Origin of the sequence: Paracoccus marcusii (assembly GCF_028621715.1) — a bacterium.
GTDB lineage: Bacteria > Pseudomonadota > Alphaproteobacteria > Rhodobacterales > Rhodobacteraceae > Paracoccus > Paracoccus marcusii.
In genome coordinates this window covers 2,819,314-2,838,611 of the sequence record NZ_CP117466.1, presented here as the reverse complement: position 1 = coordinate 2,838,611, position 19,298 = coordinate 2,819,314, and the positions used below count along the sequence as shown (strand labels likewise).

Below are 19,298 nucleotides of genomic sequence, written 5' to 3'. Positions count from 1 at the left end.
TTACTCGACGATCATCAGGGGGGTGCCGAATTCGACCGGGTTGCCGTCATCGACCAGGATGCGACGCACCGTGCCCGCGCGGGGCGCGGGAATGTGGTTCATCGTCTTCATGGCCTCGACGATCATCAGCGTGTCGCCCTCGGCCACAGTCTGACCGACGGTGACAAAGGCCGCGGCGCCGGGCTCAGCCGACAGATAGGCGGTGCCCACCATGGGCGAGGTCACGGCGCCGGGCAGGCTGGCCGGATCGGCGCTGGCCGCGGCAGAGGCGGGCGCAGTGGCCGCGGCGGGCGCCGGGGCGGATGCCTGCGGTGCCGGGGCGGAGGGCGCCGCGGGGCTCTGGGCATAGACGACCTGCTTGCCCTGCTTGGTCAGGCTGACCGTCAGGCGGTCATGCTCGCCGTATTCGCGCTTGACCTGGATCTCGTTCAGTTCGCTGGAGTTCAGCAGCTCGGCCAGCGAGCGGATGAAGGCCACGTCGCCCTCGTGATGCTTGTCGTGGTGGGAATCGTTGCTCATGCCATCCTCTGACGTGTTCTGGTCGGGCCGCGTCCACGCGCGGCGATTGCAGGGCTTATAGCCCCTGTGCCTGCCCAAGGGGAAGGGTCCCGTCGCGCTTTGCGCGCTCAGGCGCCGGGGCGCGCGGCCTTTTCCGCAAGGCCAGAGGTGCCTTCGCGCCGCGTCAGCTCCGCCTCGACGTCCTCCAGCGTGATGTCGCGCGCGGCCAGCATGACCAGCAGGTGGAACATCACGTCGGCGGCCTCGGCGGTTAGGCGGGCGCGGTCGCCCTTGACCGCCTCGATGATCGCCTCGACGGCCTCCTCGCCGAACTTCTCCGCACATTTCTCGGGGCCCTTGGCCAGCAGTCTGGCGGTCCAGCTGCTGTCGGGGTCGGCGGTCTTGCGGTCTAGGACGGTCGCGGCCAGGCGGTGCAGGGCGGTCATGTCAGCCTCATGGGAATGCCGGCGGCGGCCATGTGGGCCTTGGCCTCGGCGATGGTATGCGTGCCGAAATGGAAGATGCTGGCGGCCAGAACGGCGCTGGCATGACCTTCGGTCACGCCCTCGACCAGGTGGTCCAGCGTGCCGACGCCGCCGGATGCGATGACCGGAACGTTCACCGCATCGGCGATGGCCCGCGTCAGCGGCAGGTTGAACCCCGACCGCGTCCCGTCCCGGTCCATCGAGGTCAGCAGGATCTCTCCTGCGCCCTTGGCTTCGACCAGTCGCGCGAACTCCACCGCGTCGATACCGGTTGGCTTGCGGCCGCCATGGGTGAAGATCTCCCACCGGCCGTCCTCCACGGTCTTCGCGTCGATCGCCACGACGATGCACTGGCTGCCGAACCGGTCGGCGGCGGCGGCCACCACATCCGGGTCGGCCACGGCCGCGGAGTTGAAGCTGACCTTGTCGGCCCCAGCCAGAAGCAGCGCCCGCACGTCGTTGTGCGTGCGCACGCCACCGCCCACGGTCAGCGGGACAAAGCATTGTTCCGCCGTCCGGGTCACCAGATCGAACATGGTGCCGCGATTTTCATGCGTGGCATGAATGTCCAGAAAGCAGATCTCGTCCGCGCCGGCGGCGTCATAGGCGCGTGCGGCCTCGACCGGGTCGCCGGCATCGACCAGGTCGACGAAGTTCACGCCCTTGACCACGCGCCCGTCGGCGACGTCCAGGCAGGGAATGATCCGGGTCTTGAGCATCGTCGGGGCCTTTGGCTGGGGCTGTTCAGCCCTGGGTTCTAACGCAGCGGCCGGGGCGGGACCAGTGGTCTGCGCCCGCCCGTGTCAGGCCAGCGCGGCCAGGGCCTGGCGCAGGTCCAGCGCGCCGTCGTAAAGCGCCCGCCCCGAGATCGCGCCCGCGATCACCTTGGTGTCGTCAAGCGCCTTCAGGTCGGCCAGCGACGAGACTCCACCGGATGCGATCACCGGAATCATGACGGCGCGGGCCAGCGCCTCGGTCGCGTGGATGTTGGGGCCGCCCATCGCGCCATCGCGGTCGATGTCGGTATAGATGATTGCGGCGACGCCCACGTCCTGGAACCGGCGGGCCAGGTCGGTGGCGTTCACGTCGGTTTCCGTGGCCCAGCCCCGCGTCGCGACTTTGCCTGCGCGGGCGTCGATACCGACCGCGATGCGGCCGGGAAAGGCGTCGGCGGCCTCGCGCACCAGGTCGGGATTCTCGACCGCGACGGTGCCCAGGATCACGCGGGTCAGGCCGCGCTCCAGCCAGGATTCGATCGTCGCCATGTCACGGATGCCGCCGCCCAGCTGGGTGGGGATGTTGGTGGCCGCCAGGATCGCCTCGACCGCCGCGGCATTCACAGGCTTGCCCTCGAAGGCGCCGTTCAGGTCGACCAGGTGCAGCCATTCGGCACCCGCATCCTGGAACGCACGGGCCTGGGCCGCGGGATCGGTGCCGAAGACGGTCGCGGCCTCCATGTCGCCGCGCAGCAGGCGCACGCAGTTGCCGTCCTTCAGGTCGATGGCGGGATAGAGGATCATGGCGGCACGCTCCGGTCTCAAGGGTTGCGCCCCCTTTGCCACGGGGCGGGCGGGAACGGCAAGGGACCTGACGTCATGCTTGCCCGGACGGGGGCAGCCCGCGCAATCTGGTCGCACCCTGAGGAGGAGGGACCCATGCGTCACATCATTCTGGCCGCCACGTTCGCGCTGGCTGCAGGGGCGGCCAGCGCCGACCCGATCGAAGGGGTCTGGCAGACCCAACCCGACGAGGGCGCGTTCGCCCATGTCACCGTCTCGCCCTGCGGCGGCGCATTCTGCGGCACGATCACCCGGACCTATCGCGACACGGCCGAATACCAGTCGCCCAACCTGGGCCGCCAGATCGTCATCGACATGGCACCCCAGGGCGGTGGCAACTATGCGGGTCGCGTCTGGCGGCCGTCCAACGACAAGATCTATGCCGGCAAGGCCTCGGTCGCGGGCGACCGGATGAGCCTGTCGGGCTGCATCGCCGGTGGCCTGCTGTGCAGCAGCCAGACCTGGGTGCGAGTGCAGTAGCACCGACAGAACAGTGATCGGGACCGGGCGAACCTGCCGCGGCCCCGACGCGTTCCCTGGGCGAAACAGCAATCAAGGAACGCACCATGCCGATGATTTCCGCGAAAGATGGCACGCAGCTTTACGTCAAGGACTGGGGGCAGGGCCGCCCGGTCGTCCTGATTCATGGCTGGCCGCTGACCGCAGACAGCTGGGAGACGCAGGCCCTGGGCCTGGCCGAGGCGGGCTATCGCGTCGTCAGCTATGACCGCCGCGGATTCGGCCGGTCCGAACAGCCTTGGAACGGCTATGATTACGACACGCTGTCGGACGATCTGGCCGCGGTGATCGACGAACTGGAACTGACCGACGCGGCCATCATCGGATTTTCCATGGGCGGCGGAGAGGTCGCCCGCTATGTCTCGCGCCACGGCGCAAAGGGGGCCAGCTGGTTAGGGTTCATCTCGTCTGTCGCGCCGGGGCTGCTGAAATCCGACGCCAATCCCGACGGTGCCCCCGCCGACCTGTTCGAAGGGATGCGCGACGGGCTGCGCAAGGACCGTCCGGCCTTCCTGCAGGATTTCGCCAAGCAGTTCTATGGCCAGGGCCTTCTGGGCGGCGTCAGTCAGGCCGTTCTGGACTGGACGCAGGGCATGGCGATGATGGCCAGTCCCCGCGCCACGATCGAATGCGTGACAGCGTTTGGGATGACCGATTTCACCGCGGACGTGGCGCAGATCAACCTGCCCACGCTGGTCGTGCATGGCACGGCAGACAAGATCGTGCCCATCGCCGCCACCGCGCACCGGATGGCCAAGATGGTCCCGAGCGCAAAACTGATCGAATACGACAACGCCCCGCACGGACTGGCCGCCACGCATGGCGAGCGGCTGCTGGACGACCTCAAGGCGTTTCTGGCCTGATCGGGGGCAGGGGGCGGACCGTCCGCCCCCCTGTCGCCTATTCTGCCGCCTGCGCCGCGCGCCACTGAGATACGCAGGGGATCTTGTCGCGGTCGCAGCGGTCGGAGTATTTGCGGGCGATGTCACGGACCTCTGACAGCAGACCCTCGGCCAGGGTGATCGGCTGCAGGCCCAGCCCCAGAAAGCTGTCGTTGACGACATGCAGGTCGTTCTCGTCAGCCTCGTTGCGGGGGTTCTTCTGGAACGCGACCTCGGTCCCCGTGCGGTCCGAGATCATCCGCGCCAGGTCGCGAACGCGGTGCGTCTCGGTCATCTGGTTCAGGATCTGTACCCGGTCGCCGCGTTTGGGCGGGTTCGCGATGGCCAGTTCGATGCAGCGGCACGTGTCCTGAATGTGGATGAAGGCGCGCGTCTGGCCGCCCGTTCCGTGCACGGTCATCGGATAGCCGATGGCCGCCTGCATCAGGAACCGGTTCAGCACCGTGCCATAGTCTCCATCGTAATCGAACCGGTTGATCAACCGTTCGTCCATCTGCGTTTCGGCCGTCTGCGTGCCCCAGACGATGCCCTGATGCAGGTCGGTGATCCGCAGGCCGTCGTTCTTGTTGTAGTAGAAGAAGAACAGCGCATCCTGGGTCTTGGTCATGTGATAGATGCTGCCCGGATTGGCCGGGTACAGGATCTGCTGGTCATGGGGTCCCTGTGCGGTCTGCACGGTCACGTCCAGATAGCCTTCGGGGATCTTCATGCCGGCGGTGCCGTAGCCATAGACGCCCATCGTGCCCAGGTGCACCAGATGGATGTCCTGACCCGATTCGACGATCGCGGCCAGCACGTCATGCGTCGCGTTCAGGTTGTTGTTCACGGTGTACCGCTTGTGGCGGGCCGATTTCATGGAATAGGGCGCCGCACGCTGTTCGGCGAAATGCACGATCGCGTCGGGCCGTTCACGCTCCAACAGCGCCAGCAGCCGGTCGTAATCCTGACCGACGGTCAGATCCTCGGTCCGGATGTGGTTGCCGGTCACCTCGGCCCAGGCACGGACGCGCTCGCCCAGGGGGCGGATCGGCGTCAGGGAGGCGACCTCCAACTCGACATCGATCTTGCGACGCGAGAGGTTGTCGACGATCACGACGTCGTGACCGCGGGCGGACAGGTGCAGGGCCGTGGGCCAGCCGCAGAAACCGTCTCCGCCCAGAACGATGATCTTCATGATATGCCTTGCCGAATGATGCGCTGAATTCATTCAAATCAATATCCATGCGTGCATGCAAGCGCCACCCCCGCAGGGGTTGCGTCATCCGGCTGTCATGAAACCGGCGGCAATCAGCCTGTCTGGGCCTGCTGCATGTTGACCATATGCGCCGCGATGGCGTCTTCCAGGTCGGGATAGAAGGTCAGCTTGCCCTGTTCCAGAACCGCCCCTGCGTGGCAGGTCTCGCGCAGCATTCCCATCGAATGCGCGACCACGATAGCCCCGGCATTCGACATGCGTTCGTTGAACACGCGGTTTGACTTGGTGCGGAAGGCCGCGTCGCCCACGGCCGAGACCTCGTCCACCAGGTAGGTGTCGAAGGGAACCGCCATCGACAGGCCGAAGGCCAGGCGGGACCGCATCCCCGAGGAATAGGTGCGGATCGGCAGCTTGAAGTGATCGCCCAGTTCGGCGAAATCCTGGACGAAGTACAGCAGCTCCTCGGTGTCCACGCCATAGATGCGCGCGACAAAGCGGCAGTTCTGCTCTCCCGTCAGCTCTCCGCTGAACGAACCGGCAAAGCCCACCGGCCAGCTGATCGTCCCCGTGGACAGCACCTTGCCCGACGACGGCAGCATGGCCCCCGAGATCATCCGCAGCAGCGACGACTTGCCCGCGCCGTTGCGCCCCAGCAGCGCGACCGACACACCGGACGGAAAGATCGCGGTGATGTCGTCGGCCACCACCTTGTGCTTGCCGTTCAGCGTGTAGGTCTTGCAGAGGTTCTGCAGATAGATCATCGCCGGTCGCGCAGGCTGTAGAAGATCAGGCTGCCGATCACCCACAGCACCGTCAGGAACCCTGCGATCATCAGCAGCAGCTTGGCGCGTTCGGGGAACTCGGCCTCCTGTGCAAGCGTCGGGCGGATGTACGGTGCCAGATAGCGCGACTGGCGCACGGCCTCGGCCCGCGCGGTCTCGAAGCCGGCAAGGGCCGCGGTATAGGTGGCCTCGGCGAACTGCCGGTCGACGGTCAGGATCTCGAACTGGCCGACGACATCGGACAGGGCCTCCTCGCCGCCGGTCGACCCGAACTTCTGGCGCTCGGCCTCGATCTGGTCGCGGATGACCTGAATGCGCAGTTCGGCCTGGCCGATCCGCGGGTCCTCGGGCTGCGCGTTCGCCTGCAGCAGGCCCAGGCCGACCAGCTGTTCGGCCAGTTGCTGCTGCAGCGATGTGACGACGCCGATCTGACCCTGCACGTCGGCCACCGGGTCCACCAGCTGATAGCGATTGCGGAACTCGGTCACCTCCTGGCGGGCCTCGCGCAGGCGATCCTGCGCCCGATCCAGCTCGTCGCGGGCATAGCGCAGGGCATCCTCGCGGGCGATGTCGTTCAGGCGGTTGATCAGGATGCCGCCCTCTTCCAGGATCGCGTTGGCGATGGTCTGGGCATCGACAGGATCGAAGGCCAGGATGCGCAGGTCGATCATCCCGGAATCGTAATGGATGCGGACCTTCCGCTCCCATTCCTCGACCAGGTCCTCCAGCGACGGCCCGCCGTTGAAACCGAAGATCGGATCGCCCGGGGCCTTGGACCAGACCTCGCGCAGGTCGATGCGGGCATTGACCCGTTCGACCAGGTCACGGCTCTGGATGAACTTGTAGAGGATGTCGGTGTCGCTGGTCGAACTGGACGTGACCCCCACCAGAGACCCCAGCCCACCCAGAACGTCCGCCGGGCTGGGCGCGGATTCGCTGCGGACCGAGAAGCCGACATAGGACGCGTACTGGTCCGATGCGCGCGTATAGATGTACACGGCGCTGAGGAGGACAGGAATGATCACCATCAGGACAAAGCTGATGGCCATGCCGTAATGGCGCCGATGCAGGCGCGCCGGACCGGCCGGGGGCAGAACGGGCTGCTGCATCGCGGCCTGGATGCGGGCCTGCATCTGCGGATTGTGCTGGCCGGGGCGGATCACCTGCTGGCCTGCGCCCTGACCGGGGCGATGGACCATCTTTCCACCCTGCTGGCCCTGCGCACGGGGCTGACCTGCGCCCGGTCCTTGGGGCCGCAGCGGTTGACCCTGTCCTGCCTGACCCTGGGTTGCCCCTTGGCCCTGTGCGGGGCCCTGGGGGCCTTCCTGCGGTGCGGTGGCACCGGGGGGCGTGTTCCTGTGGGGACCGGAGTTGGAATCCTGGGCGGACATGCGCTTACCCCGCCTGCCTTGTTGATCTTGCTGGCGCCGTCATACATAAGCGCGCAGAACAGTTCCAGCACCGATCCGTTGCCAGGATCGTGAGCAGCGCAAACGCGCCCCCGGCGCCATCCGTGATCCGCATGTCCCAGTCCACCACGCCCCGACACGGCCCGCCCGCCGCCCCCCTGCCGCAGCGCAAGACCGCCGCGCAGGGCCCGCGCGTCCTCAAGGAGGTGCGAAAGCACCGCAGCTTCGCCAGCCTGCGCGCCATCACGGCGCTGATCCTGCGCGAGGTCCAGACCAGCAACGGCCGCGCCTCGGGGGGGTATTTCTGGGCGGTCGCGGAACCTGCGGGCGGGATCATGCTGCTGACACTGATCTTCTCAGTCACCTTCGCGCTGCCGCCGATCGGGACAAGCTTTGCGATGTTCTATGCCACCGGGATGGTGCCGTTCCTTGGATACATGGACATCTCGAACAAGGTCGCGTCCTCTGTGCGCTATTCGATGGCGCTTCTCAGCTATCCGGCGGTGACCTTCATGGACGCGTTGCTGGCACGGATCGCCTTCAATGCGATCACCCAGGTTATGGTGGCCACAGTGATCTTCACCGCGATCATGATGACGTCGGAAACCCGGACCGACCCGCAGATGGACCTGATCGCGATCGGCCTGGCGATGATGATCCTGACAGGTGCCGCCATTGGCGTCATGAACTGCTTCCTGTTCGAGGCGGTCAGTTGGTGGCAGCCCCTGTGGGCAATCTTCATGAAGCCGTTCTTTCTGCTCTCGTGCATCTTCTTCATGTTCGACGATGTGCCTCAGCCCTATCAGGACTGGCTGTGGTGGAACCCGCTGATCCATGTCATCGGACAGATGCGGCGGTCGTTCTATCCGCAATATGCCGGCGAATACGTCAGCTATACCTATGTCTTCGGGCTTGGGCTGGGTCTGTTCGCCCTGGGGCTGGCGCTGCTGGTCCGGTACCACCGCGACCTGCAGAACAGCTAGCCCCGCGGGTCGATCAGGCGCGCCAGGACCGCGGCCTGCGTGATGCGCCCGCCGCCCTGAACGGGCAGGGCCGTGCGATCCGCCAAGAGGCCCATGACCGCGCGCACCGGCATGTCGCGGGGCACAGGCTCTCCCTCGGCGGTGCCGGGTTCGGCAACGTCCTCGGCTGTCAGCACGCCAAGCGGGTTCATGTGCGCCACGAAATCGGCGACATAATCGTTGATCGGATTGGCGATGATCTCTCTGGCCGTTCCGATCTGCACGATGCGTCCGCCCTCCATCAACGCGATGCGGTTGCCCAGCTTGAAGGCCTCGTCCAGGTCATGGCTGACGAAGATGATGGTCCGCCCGGTCTTGGCCTGCAGCTCGAGCAGTTCGTCCTGCAGGCGGGCGCGGATCAGCGGGTCCAGCGCGCTGAACGGTTCGTCCATCAGCAGGATCGGCGCCTCGGTCGCAAAGGCGCGGGCCAGGCCGACGCGCTGCTGCATGCCGCCGGACAGCTCTCCGACCTTGCGGTCGGCCCATTCCGACAGGCCCACGGTCGCCAGATGGCCCTCTATCTTGCTGCGACGTTCGGCCTGCGACATGCCCGCCAGTTCCAGCCCAAGGCCGACATTGTCGCGAACCGTGCGCCATGGCAGCAGGCCGAAGGCCTGGAACACCATTGCCACGTCGCGCAGGCGGATGTCGCGCAGCGCCCGGCTGCCGGCTGCGGTCACGCTGACCATCTGACCGCCGCGCTTGATGCGGACCTCGCCACGGCAGACGGGGTTCAACGCGTTCACCGCCCGCAGCAGCGTGGACTTGCCCGACCCCGACAGGCCCATCAGGACCAGGATCTCTCCATCGGCCACCGACAGGCTGCAATCGTGGACGCCCAGCACCTGCCCGGTTTCGGTCTTGATGGGGCCGCGGTCCAGACCCTCGTCCATCAGGGGCAGGGCGCGGTCGGGGTGGTCGCCGAAGACGATGCAGACCCGGTCGAATTCGACGGCGTTCATTTGCGGCCCTCCATGCGCAGCATCCGGTCCAGCAGGATGGCGACGACGACGATCACCATGCCCGATTCGAAGCCCAGTGCGGTGTTGACGCTGTTCAGCGCCCGCACGACAGGCACGCCCAGCCCCGATGCGCCGACCAGCGCGGCGATGACGACCATCGACAGCGACAGCATGATGGTCTGGTTCAGCCCGGCCATGATCTGGGGCAGGGCGCTTGGCAGTTCCACCTTCCACAGCAGCTGGCGGGGGGTGGCGCCGAACGCGGTCGCGGCCTCGACCAGAGCAGGCGGGGTCGAGGCGATGCCCAGCTGCGTCAGCCTGATCGGCGCGGGCAGCACGAAGATCACGGTGGCCAGCAGGCCCGGCACCATGCCGATGCCGAAGAACACGATCGCCGGGATCAGATAGACGAAGGTCGGCAGCGTCTGCATCAGGTCCAGGACCGGGCGCATCCAGGCATAAAGCCGCGGCCGGTGCGCGCAGGCGATGCCGATGGGCACGCCCACGGCCATGCAGACGATGCAGGCCGACAGGACCAGCGTCAGCGACTGCAGCATCTCGGACCAGTAGCCCTGGTTCAGCACGAACAGCAGCCCGAACATCACCAGCAGGCAGGTGCCCAACCGACGTTGCAGCGCGCAGGTCAGCGCCACGGCCAGCGCGATGAACAGGAACGGGTTCGGCGCCTCCAGCCCCGTCAGGATGGCGTCGATCAGCGCCTCCATCCCGGTCGAGATCGCATCGAACAGCCCGGCCGCATTGGCGTTCAGCCAGTCAAAGACCGTCTTTGCGGTCCGTCCCACGGGGATCTTGGTGTCGGTGACCCAATCGGTCAGCTGTTCCATGCCTGCACCCTCTATGACGTTGGGGGCCCCGGCGGCACAGCGCCGGGGCGGGGGGTCATTGCGCCAGCGCCTCGGTCAGCGCGGTCTGGGGGTCGTTGCCGTCGGCGGTGGTAACGTCGGCCAGCCAGGGGGTGGCCGCGTCCGGGTTGGCCGCCAGCCAGTCGCGGGCGGCGTCCATCGGATCCTGACCGTCGTTCAGGATCGCGCCCATGACCTCGTTCTCCATGGTCAGGGTGAACTCCAGGTTGGTCAGGAACTTGCCCACGTTGGGGCATTCCGCGACATAGCCGGCGCGGGTGTTGGTGCGAACCTCGGCGCCGCCAAGATCGGGGCCGAAGATCTCATCGCCGCCGGTCAGATAGGTCATCTCGAACTGGGCGTTCATGGGGTGGGGCTCCCATCCCAGGAAAATCACCGGCTGATCGCTGTTGGTCGCGCGCTGGACCTGGGCCAGCATGCCCTGTTCGCTGGATTCGACGACCTCGAAGGTGCCCAGGTCGAACTTGTCCATCGCCACCATCTCAAGCAGCAGGCGGTTGCCGTCGTTGCCCGGCTCGATGCCATAGATCTTGCCGTCCAGCGCCTCGCTCTGCGCGGCGATGTCCGCGAAATCGGCGATCCCCAAGTCGGCACCGGCCTTGTTTGTGGCCAGCGTGTATTTCGCGCCGGTCAGGTTGGTGCGCACCGTGTCGACCGTGCCCGCGTCGCGATAGGGGGCGATGTCGGCCTCCATCGTGGGCATCCAGTTGCCCAGGAACACGTCCACGTCGTCCGTGGACAGCGCCGTATAGGTCACCGGGACCGAGAGGATGCGTGTCTCGGTCTCGTATCCCAGGGCCTGCAGGACCGTCGACGCGATGGCCGTGGTCGCGGTGATGTCGGACCAGCCCACATCGGAAAACACCACCTCTCGGCAGCTGTCGGGCTCCTGCGCGGCGGCGGGCAGCGCCAGCGCGGGCGTCATCGCAAGGACCGCGAGGATGCGGGAAAGGGTCATGATGGGCTCCCTGTTCTTGATTGTTCAGTCAATTAACGTTACATGGAAACGGCAACGCAACAGAAATCTTCCGCCGCAGGTGCAATCATGCCGAAACTCGGGGCCGAGCCTATCCGAAAAGCAGCGCTGATCAATGCCGCGATCTTCGAGGTGGGGCGCGCGGGGTCGCTGGACGTCACCGTCGCGCAGATCGCCAAGCGTGCCGGCATGTCGCCGGCGCTGGCCCACCATTACTTCGGATCGAAGGACCAGATCTTCCTGGCGGCGATGCGGTATATCCTGCGCAGTTATGGGCAATCGGTCCATGACCGCCTGCCGGGGCGGGGTGCGCGGGGGCGGTTGGATGCGATCATCCACGCCAGCTTTGCGCCCCAGAACTTTCAGCGGGAGACGGTCAGTGCGTGGCTCAATTTTTATGCACTTGCGCTGAACTCTCCCGAGGCCGCGCGCCTGTTGCGGGTCTATCACCGCCGGCTGCATTCGAACCTGATCGTGGCGCTGCGCGGCCTGACCGACCACCCCGAGCGCACCGCCGAGACATTGGGTGCGCTGATCGACGGCGTCTATCTGCGCGCGGTCCTGACCCCCGGTCCGACCGATGCCGATGTGGCGCTGAACACCATCATGACCTATCTGAAGGAGGCCCTTGCATGAGCCTTTCCGCACAACCCACCGCATCCCTGTTCATCGGCGGCAAGCCGGTCGAAGGGCAGGGTGCCGACCTGCCCGTCCGCTATGCGTTGACTGGCGAGACCATCGCGACGCTGAAGGAGGCATCGACCGACCAGGTGGCGCAGGCCTGCGCCGCCGCCAAGGCCGCCCAGCCCGCATGGGCCGCGATGGCGCCCGTCGAGCGCGGCCGCATTCTCGGCCGCGCCGCCGCGATCATCCTTGAGCGCAACGACGAACTGGCGCGCCTTGAGACCCTGGACACCGGCAAGCCGATCCAGGAGACGTTGGTTGCGGACTGGCCGTCGGGTGCCGCGGCACTGGAATATTTCGCGGGTCTGGCGGCGACGCTGACCGGCCAGATGATCCCCCTGGGGGCGGACTGGGCCTATACTCGCCGCGAGGCCCTGGGTGTCTGTGCAGGCATCGGGGCCTGGAACTATCCCAGCCAGATCGCCTGCTGGAAGGCCGCGCCGGCCTTGGTCATGGGCAACACCATGGTCTTCAAACCGTCCGAAGAAACGCCGCTAGGGGCCCTGAAACTGGCGGAAATCTTCATCGAGGCGGGTATGCCTCCGGGCGTGTTCAACGTGGTGCAGGGCCGGGGCGATGTCGGTGCCGCGCTGGTCACCGACCCCAACGTGGCCAAGGTGTCCCTGACCGGTTCGGTGCCCACCGGCCGCCGCGTCTATGCGGCCGCCGCCGAAGGAATGCGCCATGTCACGATGGAGCTGGGTGGCAAGTCGCCCCTGATCGTCTTCGATGACGCGAACCTTGAGGACGCGGTCAGTGCCGCGATCCTGGCGAACTTCTACAGCTCGGGGCAGATCTGCTCCAACGGGACGCGCGTCTTCCTGCAGGAGGGTATCAAGGAGGACTTCCTGGCCCGCCTGGCGGAGCGTGTGAAGGCAGTCCGCATGGGCGATCCGCTGGACCCGGACACCAATCACGGTCCGATCATCAATGCGGCCCAGGCCGACAAGATCCGCGCCGCCATCCGCGCCGGGCGTGACGCCGGTGCCAGGCTGGTCTGCGGTGGAGAGGGCGAGGGGCCGTTCATCCCGCCCACGGTCTTTGCCGATGCCACCGACGACATGACCATCGTGACGGACGAGATCTTCGGGCCCGTCCTGACTGCTCTCAGCTTTGCCGACGAGGACGAGGTGATCGCCCGTGCCAACGGCACCGGCTTTGGCCTGGCCGCGGGGGTCTTTACCCAGGACCTGTCCCGCGCCCATCGCGTGGTCGCCGCGCTGGAGGCCGGCACCTGCTGGATCAACACCTACAACCTGACGCCGGTCGAGATGCCCTTTGGCGGCGTCAAGCTGTCCGGTGTGGGCCGCGAGAACTCCGCCGCCGCGATCGAGCACTATAGTCAGCTGAAATCCGTCTATGTGGGCATGGGAGGCGTCGATGCACCCTACTGATCTTCCGAAAGCCGCAAAGGACGCGGATTACGTCATCATCGGCGCGGGCAGCGCCGGCTGTGCCCTGGCCTATCGCCTGACCGAGGCGGGACGCACCGTCACGCTGATCGAGTTCGGCGGCAGCGATGTCGGCCCCTTCATCCAGATGCCGGGCGCGCTGTCCTATCCGATGAACATGAGCCGCTATGACTGGGGCTTTGCCAGCCAGCCGGAACCGCATCTGGGCGGGCGCAAGCTGGCGACGCCGCGCGGCAAGGTCATCGGCGGATCGTCGTCGATCAACGGCATGGTCTTCGTGCGCGGCAACCCCAAGGATTTCCAGCATTGGGCCGACAGCGGTGCTGAGGGCTGGGACTATGCGGGCGTCCTGCCGTATTTCAAGCGAATGGAGACCTGGCACGGCGGCACGTCGCCGGTGCGTGGCACCAGCGGCCCGCTGCACATCACCCGCGGCAAGCGCAAGAACCCGTTGTTCAACACCTTCATCGAGGCGGGTCACCAGGCAGGATGGCCACGCACGGACGACTACAACGGCACCCAGCAGGAGGGTTTCGGCCCGATGGAGGCCACCATCTGGAAGGGCCGCCGCTGGTCCGCCGCCAATGCCTATCTGCGTCCCGCGAAAAAGACCGGCCTGCTGACCGTCGTGCGCGGTCTGGCGAACCGCATCCTGTTTCAAGGTAAACGCGCCTATGGCGTTGAAATCGAACGCAACGGCAACGTCGAGGCCGTTCTGGCGAACCGCGAGGTCATCATCTCGGCTAGCACCATCAACACGCCCAAACTGCTGATGTTGTCGGGCATCGGGCCTGCGGATCATCTGCGCCAGCATGGTATCACGCCGCTTGCGGATCGTCCCGGCGTCGGGGGCAACCTGCAGGACCATCTTGAGATCTACATGCAGTACAAGTCGCTGAAGCCGGTGACGCTGTATACCTATTACAACCTGCTGGGCAAAGGCCGCGTGGGTGTCGAATGGCTGCTGCAGAAGACCGGCCTTGGCGCATCGAACCAGTTCGAAAGCTGCGGTTTCATCCGGTCGTCGGATGCCAAGGACTATCCCGACATCCAGTATCACTTCCTGCCGCTGGCGGTCCGTTATGACGGGAAATCGGCGGCCAAGGGTCACGGGTTCCAGGCCCATGTGGGGCCGATGCGGTCGAAATCGCGCGGCACCATCCGGCTGGCATCGGGTGACCCGTCCGTGGCGCCCGAGATCCGCTTCAACTACATGTCCCAACCCGAGGATTGGGAGGAGTTCCGGGCATGCGTCCGTCATACACGCCGCATCTTTGACGCCCCCGCGTTCAAGGAATACCGCGGCGACGAGATCCAGCCGGGCGATGCCGTGCAGACCGATGAACAGATCGACGCGTTCATCCGCGAACATGCGGAATCGGCCTATCATCCCTGCGGAACTGCCCGCATGGGTGCGGCCAGCGATCCCGACGCGGTCGTGGACCCCGAACTGCGCGTGATCGGGGTCGAGGGCTTGCGCGTCGCGGACAGCTCGATCTTTCCACGCATCACCAACGGCAACCTGAACGGCCCGTCGATCATGACCGGCGAAAAGGCCGCCGATCACATTTTGGGCCGCCAGATGCTGCGCGCCTGACAAAGAAAGGCCCGCAGCGATGCGGGCCTTTCCCTATGCCGCGTCAGCCTCTGCCTGACGCTTGGTGTAGTTGAGGACCGGGGCCAGCCAACGTTCGGCCTCGTCCAGGGTCCAGCCCTTGCGCGCGGCGTAATCGCGGGCCTGATCCTCCTCGATCTTGGCGACGCCAAAGTAATAGCTGTCGGGATGGCTGATATAGAGGCCCGAAACCGACGATCCTGGCCACATCGCCATGCTTTCCGTCAGCGTCACGCCGGTCGCAGCTTCCGCGTCCAGCAACTTGAAAAGCGTCAGCTTTTCGGTGTGGTCGGGTTGGGCCGGATAGCCCGGCGCGGGACGGATGCCGGTATAGGGTTCGGCCGCAAGTTCCTCGGGTGCAAAGCCCTCGTCCCTGGCATATCCCCAATAGTCGCGCCGCACGCGTTCGTGCAGCATCTCGGCCATGGCCTCGGCGATACGGTCAGCCAGCGCCTTGACCATGATCGCGCCGTAGTCGTCGTTGGCGCGTTCATAGCGTGCGGCGATCTCTGCCTCCTCGGGGCCTGCCGTCACGACGAAACCGCCGACATGGTCGGGGATGCCTTCGGGTGCCACGAAGTCGGACAGGGCCACGTTCGGCCGGTCGCCACGCTTGGTGACCTGCTGGCGCAGCGTGTGAAGCATGGCCTGCGTCTCCGACCGATCGTCGCCGGTGAACAGGCGGATGTCGTCGCCGACCGCGTTCGCGGGCCAGAAACCGACCACGGCGCGGGGCTTGAACCATTGGCCGTCGATGATCCGGGCCAGCATCTCCTGCGCCTCGGCGAACAGCTGGCGGGCGGCCTCGCCCTGCTTTTCGTCGTCAAGGATACGCGGATAGACGCCCTTCAGCTCCCAGGTCTGGAAGAACGGCGTCCAGTCGATATAGCGTGCGATCTGGGCCAGGTCCCAATCCTCGATCACCCGCGCGCCGGTGAAGGTCGGTGCGGTGGGCACATAGCCGCTCCAGTCGATCTTCAGCGCATTGTCGCGCGCCTTGGTCAGCGGAAGGCGCGATTTCGATGCCTCGGACCGCTCGTGTCGGTCGGCGACGGCAGCATAGTCGGCCCGGATTTCGTCGACATAGGCGGCCTTGCGGTCGGTCGACAGCAGGTTGGAGGCGACGCCCACGGCCCGGCTGGCGTCGGTCACATAGACCGCCTGGCCGCGCGTGTAGCGGGGCGAGATCTTGACCGCCGTGTGGATCTTGGATGTCGTGGCGCCACCGATCAGCAGGGGAATGTCCATCCCCTCGCGCTCCATCTCGGAGGCCAGGTGCACCATCTCGTCCAGGGACGGGGTGATCAGGCCGGACAGGCCGATGATGTCCACGTTCTCGTCGCGGGCGACCTGCAGGATCTTCTGCGCCGGGACCATCACGCCCAGGTCGATGACCTCGAAGTTGTTGCAAGCCAGCACGACGCCGACGATGTTCTTGCCGATGTCATGGACGTCGCCCTTGACGGTCGCCATCAGGATCTTGCCCGCGGTCTCGCGTTCTGTCCCGCCGGACAGGCGCTTTTCCTCCTCCATGTAGGGCAGAAGGACGGCCACGGCCTGCTTCATCACGCGGGCGGATTTCACCACCTGCGGCAGGAACATCTTGCCCGCGCCGAACAGGTCGCCCACCACGTTCATCCCCGCCATCAGCGGGCCTTCAATCACGTGCAGCGGACGTTCGGCGGCCTGCCGGGCCTCTTCGGTATCGGCCTCGATATATTCGGTGATGCCGTTGACCAGGGCATGTTCCAGCCGCTTGTCCAGCGGCCATTCGCGCCAGGACAGATCCTTTTCGCGCTTGGCGCCCTGACCGTCGCCGCGGAACCGCTCGGCGATCTCCAGCAGGCGTTCGGTGCCGTCGGGGCGGCGGTTCAGGACGACATCCTCGCAGGCCTCGCGCAGATCGGGGTCTATCTGGTCATAGACGGCCAACTGGCCCGCATTGACGATGCCCATGTCCATCCCCGCCTTGATGGCATGGTACAGGAACACGGCATGCATCGCCTCGCGCACCGGTTCGTTGCCGCGGAAGCTGAAGGACAGGTTCGACACGCCGCCCGACACATGCGCATGGGGCAGGTTCTGGCGGATCCATCGCGTCGCCTCGATGAAGTCGACGCCGTAGTTGTTGTGCTCCTCGATGCCCGTCGCCACGGCGAAGATGTTCGGGTCGAAGATGATGTCCTCGGGCGGAAAGCCCACCTCGTTCACCAGGATGTCGTAGGCGCGCTGGCAGATCTCGATCTTGCGGGCGGCGGTGTCGGCCTGGCCCTGCTCGTCGAAGGCCATGACCACGACCGCCGCGCCATAGGCCAGGCACAGTCGCGCCTGATGGCGGAACTGCTCCTCGCCCTCCTTCATGCTGATCGAGTTGACGACCGGCTTGCCCTGCACGCATTGCAGGCCGGCCTCGATCACCTCCCATTTGGAGCTGTCGATCATGATCGGCACGCGCGCGATGTCGGGTTCGGCCGCCAGCAGGTTCAGGTATTCGACCATCGCGGCCTTTGAATCGATCAGGCCCTCGTCCATGTTGATGTCGATGATCTGGGCGCCGTTCTCGACCTGATCGCGAGCGACCTCCAGGGCGGTGGCGTAGTCGCGCTCCTTGATCAGCTTTCGGAAACGGGCGGAGCCGGTGACGTTGGTGCGTTCGCCCACGTTCACGAAGGGGATGTCGGGCGTCAGGACAAAGGGCTCCAGCCCCGACAAGCGCAGGTAACGATCAGGCATAGGCGGGCACCTTTCTGGGGGCGAAGGGGGCCACGGCATCGGCGATGGCGCGGATATGATCGGGCGTGGTGCCGCAGCAGCCGCCAACCACGTTGACCAGCCCCGCGCGCGCGAATTCGGCGACCTGCGGGGCGGTGTCGTGGGGGCCTTCGTCATACTGGCCGAAGGCGTTGGGCAGGCCGGCATTGGGATAGGCACAGATCAGCGTGTCGGCCACGCCCGACAGTTCGACCAGATGCGGCCGCATGGCCGAGGCACCAAGCGCGCAGTTCAGGCCGATGGTCCAGGGGTTCGCATGGCGGACCGAATGCCAGAACGCGGTCGGCGTCTGGCCCGACAGGGTGCGCCCCGACGCGTCGGTGATTGTGCCCGAGATCATCATGGGAAGACGCTGGCCGTGATCCTCCATCGCCTGGATGCAGGCAAAGATCGCCGCCTTGGCGTTCAGCGTGTCGAAGATCGTCTCGATCAGCAGGATGTCGGCACCGCCGGCGATCAGACCCTTGGCCTGCTGCAGATAGGCGGCGCGCAGGTCCTCGAACGTCACGGCGCGGTATCCGGGGTCGTTGACGTCCGGGCTCATCGAGGCTGTGCGGTTCGTCGGCCCGATGGCGCCTGCGACGAAGCGGGCCCGCCCGTCCTGCGCCGTCGCGCGGTCCAAGGCACGGCGGACGACGCGGGCACCCTCGACGTTCAGGTCGTGGACCGCCTCGCCCAGACCATAATCGGCCTGCGCGATGGTGGTCGCGGAAAAGGTATTGGTCTCGACGATGTCGGCGCCGGCCATCGCATAGCGGTAATGGATCTCCTCGACCGCCTCGGGCTGGGTCAGGATCAGCAGGTCGTTGTTGCCCTGCTGGGGGTGATCGGTGTGATGGCGGCAGACATGACCGGACCCGTGGCCGGTATAGTCGTCCTCTCCCAGGCCAAGGGCCTGGATCTGCGTGCCCATCGCGCCGTCCAGGATCAGAATGCGTTCGGATGCGGCCTTGTTCAGGGCCGCAAAGGCGGGGGATGGGGGCAGGGACATGGGATCAGGCCTTTCGGTTTCAGCCCGTGATATAGGCGTTCCGCGTCCCATCGGCAAATTCATAGTATTTGACAAGATCATGAGCGAGGCGCATGGTCAGACCGGAACGCCGCCTTCGTCCTTGAGTGTCTTCAGAACGATCTCGGAGCGGACCTGCGCCACCTGCGGGTGTGGCAGCAGGTGGCGATGGACGAAATCGGCAAAGGCCTCCAGGTCGCGGGCGCGCACGTCCAGAACGTAATCGGCATCGCCGGATACCGAGAACGCCTGCCGGATCATCGGCTGTGCCGTCACGAAGCGGGCGAATTCGTCCTCGCGCCCCTGGCCATGGCCGCGCAGGTTGACGCGGATCACCGCCCGGAACCCGTGCCCCAGCTTGGCGGCCGAAAGCCGCGCGGCATAGCCCTCGATCACGCCGGCCTCCTCCAGGGCCGCGCGCCTGCGCGAGATCTGGCTGGCAGACAGCCCCACGACCTGTGCCAATGCGGCGTTGCTGAGGGCCCCGTCGCGCTGCAGGGCAGCCAGGATTGCACTGTCGAACCGGTCCATGCGTCACCCGTGCGTCATTTGCGCCATCGATGCGCGTTTCGTGCAATTTTGACCGCTTGGCGATCCTCTTTGCAAGCACATT

19 protein-coding genes are annotated in these 19,298 nt (G+C 66.2%); 6 read left to right on the top strand and 13 right to left on the bottom strand.

Annotated features, from left to right (window positions below):
* The 4 genes from accB to hisA form a co-directional block, all read right to left on the bottom strand.
* Positions 1-519, bottom strand: a complete 519-nt coding sequence (gene accB / locus PRL19_RS14020; protein ID WP_045981260.1) for an acetyl-CoA carboxylase biotin carboxyl carrier protein — start codon at positions 517-519, stop codon at positions 1-3.
* 107 nt (positions 520-626) lie between these two features.
* Positions 627-944: a phosphoribosyl-ATP diphosphatase gene (locus PRL19_RS14015; protein WP_273743316.1), complete on the bottom strand. Its 318-nt coding sequence runs from the start codon at positions 942-944 to the stop codon at positions 627-629.
* Positions 941-1,702 (bottom strand): imidazole glycerol phosphate synthase subunit HisF, encoded by a 762-nt coding sequence (hisF, locus tag PRL19_RS14010; protein WP_127898659.1) that lies wholly within the window; start codon positions 1,700-1,702, stop codon positions 941-943. Before hisF ends, PRL19_RS14015 begins: the two co-directional genes overlap by 4 nt.
* A gap of 84 nt (positions 1,703-1,786) precedes the next feature.
* Positions 1,787-2,503, bottom strand: coding sequence for a 1-(5-phosphoribosyl)-5-[(5-phosphoribosylamino)methylideneamino]imidazole-4-carboxamide isomerase (hisA, locus tag PRL19_RS14005; RefSeq protein WP_273744515.1), 717 nt, complete (start codon positions 2,501-2,503; stop codon positions 1,787-1,789).
* Between the two features lie 135 nt (positions 2,504-2,638).
* Between hisA and PRL19_RS14000 the strand changes: the two genes are divergently transcribed.
* On the top strand, positions 2,639-3,022 hold the full coding sequence (locus tag PRL19_RS14000) for a DUF2147 domain-containing protein (protein WP_273743315.1): 384 nt from the start codon (positions 2,639-2,641) through the stop codon (positions 3,020-3,022).
* Positions 3,023-3,108: 86 nt separating this feature from the next.
* Positions 3,109-3,924 (top strand): alpha/beta fold hydrolase, encoded by an 816-nt coding sequence (locus PRL19_RS13995; RefSeq protein WP_273743314.1) that lies wholly within the window; start codon positions 3,109-3,111, stop codon positions 3,922-3,924.
* A gap of 37 nt (positions 3,925-3,961) precedes the next feature.
* On the opposite strand, the gene PRL19_RS13990 is transcribed toward PRL19_RS13995, so the two are convergent.
* The 3 genes from PRL19_RS13990 to PRL19_RS13980 all read right to left on the bottom strand — a co-directional run bounded on the left by PRL19_RS13990 (position 3,962) and on the right by PRL19_RS13980 (position 7,139).
* A complete protein-coding gene (locus PRL19_RS13990) occupies positions 3,962-5,137 on the bottom strand; it encodes an NAD-dependent epimerase/dehydratase family protein (protein ID WP_148912305.1) in 1,176 nt (391 codons plus the stop codon).
* Positions 5,138-5,250: 113 nt separating this feature from the next.
* Complete coding sequence (locus tag PRL19_RS13985; protein WP_045981253.1) at positions 5,251-5,919, bottom strand: ABC transporter ATP-binding protein; 669 nt, start codon at positions 5,917-5,919, stop codon at positions 5,251-5,253.
* Positions 5,916-7,139 carry a KpsE/RkpR family capsule polysaccharide export protein gene (locus tag PRL19_RS13980; protein ID WP_246071247.1) on the bottom strand — a complete coding sequence of 408 codons (1,224 nt, stop codon included), beginning with the start codon at positions 7,137-7,139 and terminating at the stop codon, positions 5,916-5,918. Before PRL19_RS13980 ends, PRL19_RS13985 begins: the two co-directional genes overlap by 4 nt.
* A 281-nt stretch (positions 7,140-7,420) precedes the next feature.
* Here PRL19_RS13980 and PRL19_RS13975 point away from each other — a divergent pair, with 281 nt between their 5' ends.
* Positions 7,421-8,332, top strand: a complete 912-nt coding sequence (locus tag PRL19_RS13975; protein ID WP_052714598.1) for an ABC transporter permease — start codon at positions 7,421-7,423, stop codon at positions 8,330-8,332.
* Here the strand turns inward: PRL19_RS13975 and choV are convergent.
* Genes choV through choX form a run of 3 tightly spaced genes read right to left on the bottom strand, consistent with a single transcriptional unit; the run spans position 8,329 to position 11,175 of the window.
* Positions 8,329-9,333, bottom strand: a complete 1,005-nt coding sequence (choV, locus tag PRL19_RS13970) for a choline ABC transporter ATP-binding protein (RefSeq protein ID WP_045999051.1) — start codon at positions 9,331-9,333, stop codon at positions 8,329-8,331. The two genes, PRL19_RS13975 and choV, sit on opposite strands and share 4 nt — an antisense overlap.
* A complete protein-coding gene (gene choW / locus PRL19_RS13965) occupies positions 9,330-10,178 on the bottom strand; it encodes a choline ABC transporter permease subunit (protein ID WP_273743313.1) in 849 nt (282 codons plus the stop codon). Before choW ends, choV begins: the two co-directional genes overlap by 4 nt.
* Positions 10,179-10,233: 55 nt before the next feature.
* Positions 10,234-11,175: a choline ABC transporter substrate-binding protein gene (gene choX, locus PRL19_RS13960; protein WP_217846095.1), complete on the bottom strand. Its 942-nt coding sequence runs from the start codon at positions 11,173-11,175 to the stop codon at positions 10,234-10,236.
* Positions 11,176-11,262: 87 nt separating this feature from the next.
* On the opposite strand from choX, the gene betI reads away from it, so the two are divergent.
* The 3 genes from betI to betA are packed head-to-tail and all read left to right on the top strand — an operon-like array spanning position 11,263 to position 14,886.
* On the top strand, positions 11,263-11,829 hold the full coding sequence (betI, locus tag PRL19_RS13955) for a transcriptional regulator BetI (protein WP_045981248.1): 567 nt from the start codon (positions 11,263-11,265) through the stop codon (positions 11,827-11,829).
* Positions 11,826-13,271, top strand: coding sequence for a betaine-aldehyde dehydrogenase (betB, locus tag PRL19_RS13950; RefSeq protein ID WP_273743312.1), 1,446 nt, complete (start codon positions 11,826-11,828; stop codon positions 13,269-13,271). Before betI ends, betB begins: the two co-directional genes overlap by 4 nt.
* Entirely contained in the window at positions 13,258-14,886 is a 1,629-nt protein-coding gene (gene betA, locus PRL19_RS13945) for a choline dehydrogenase (protein ID WP_273743311.1), read from the top strand. Before betB ends, betA begins: the two co-directional genes overlap by 14 nt.
* Before the next feature lie 33 nt (positions 14,887-14,919).
* Here betA and metH read toward each other — a convergent pair whose 3' ends face one another.
* From metH to PRL19_RS13930, 3 genes are all read right to left on the bottom strand, one after another.
* Positions 14,920-17,637, bottom strand: a complete 2,718-nt coding sequence (metH, locus tag PRL19_RS13940) for a methionine synthase (RefSeq protein WP_273743310.1) — start codon at positions 17,635-17,637, stop codon at positions 14,920-14,922.
* A complete protein-coding gene (locus tag PRL19_RS13935; protein WP_045981245.1) occupies positions 17,630-18,667 on the bottom strand; it encodes a homocysteine S-methyltransferase family protein in 1,038 nt (345 codons plus the stop codon). Before PRL19_RS13935 ends, metH begins: the two co-directional genes overlap by 8 nt.
* Positions 18,668-18,763: 96 nt before the next feature.
* Positions 18,764-19,216, bottom strand: a complete 453-nt coding sequence (locus PRL19_RS13930; RefSeq protein WP_148912299.1) for an Lrp/AsnC family transcriptional regulator — start codon at positions 19,214-19,216, stop codon at positions 18,764-18,766.
* Positions 19,217-19,298: the final 82 nt, after the last annotated feature.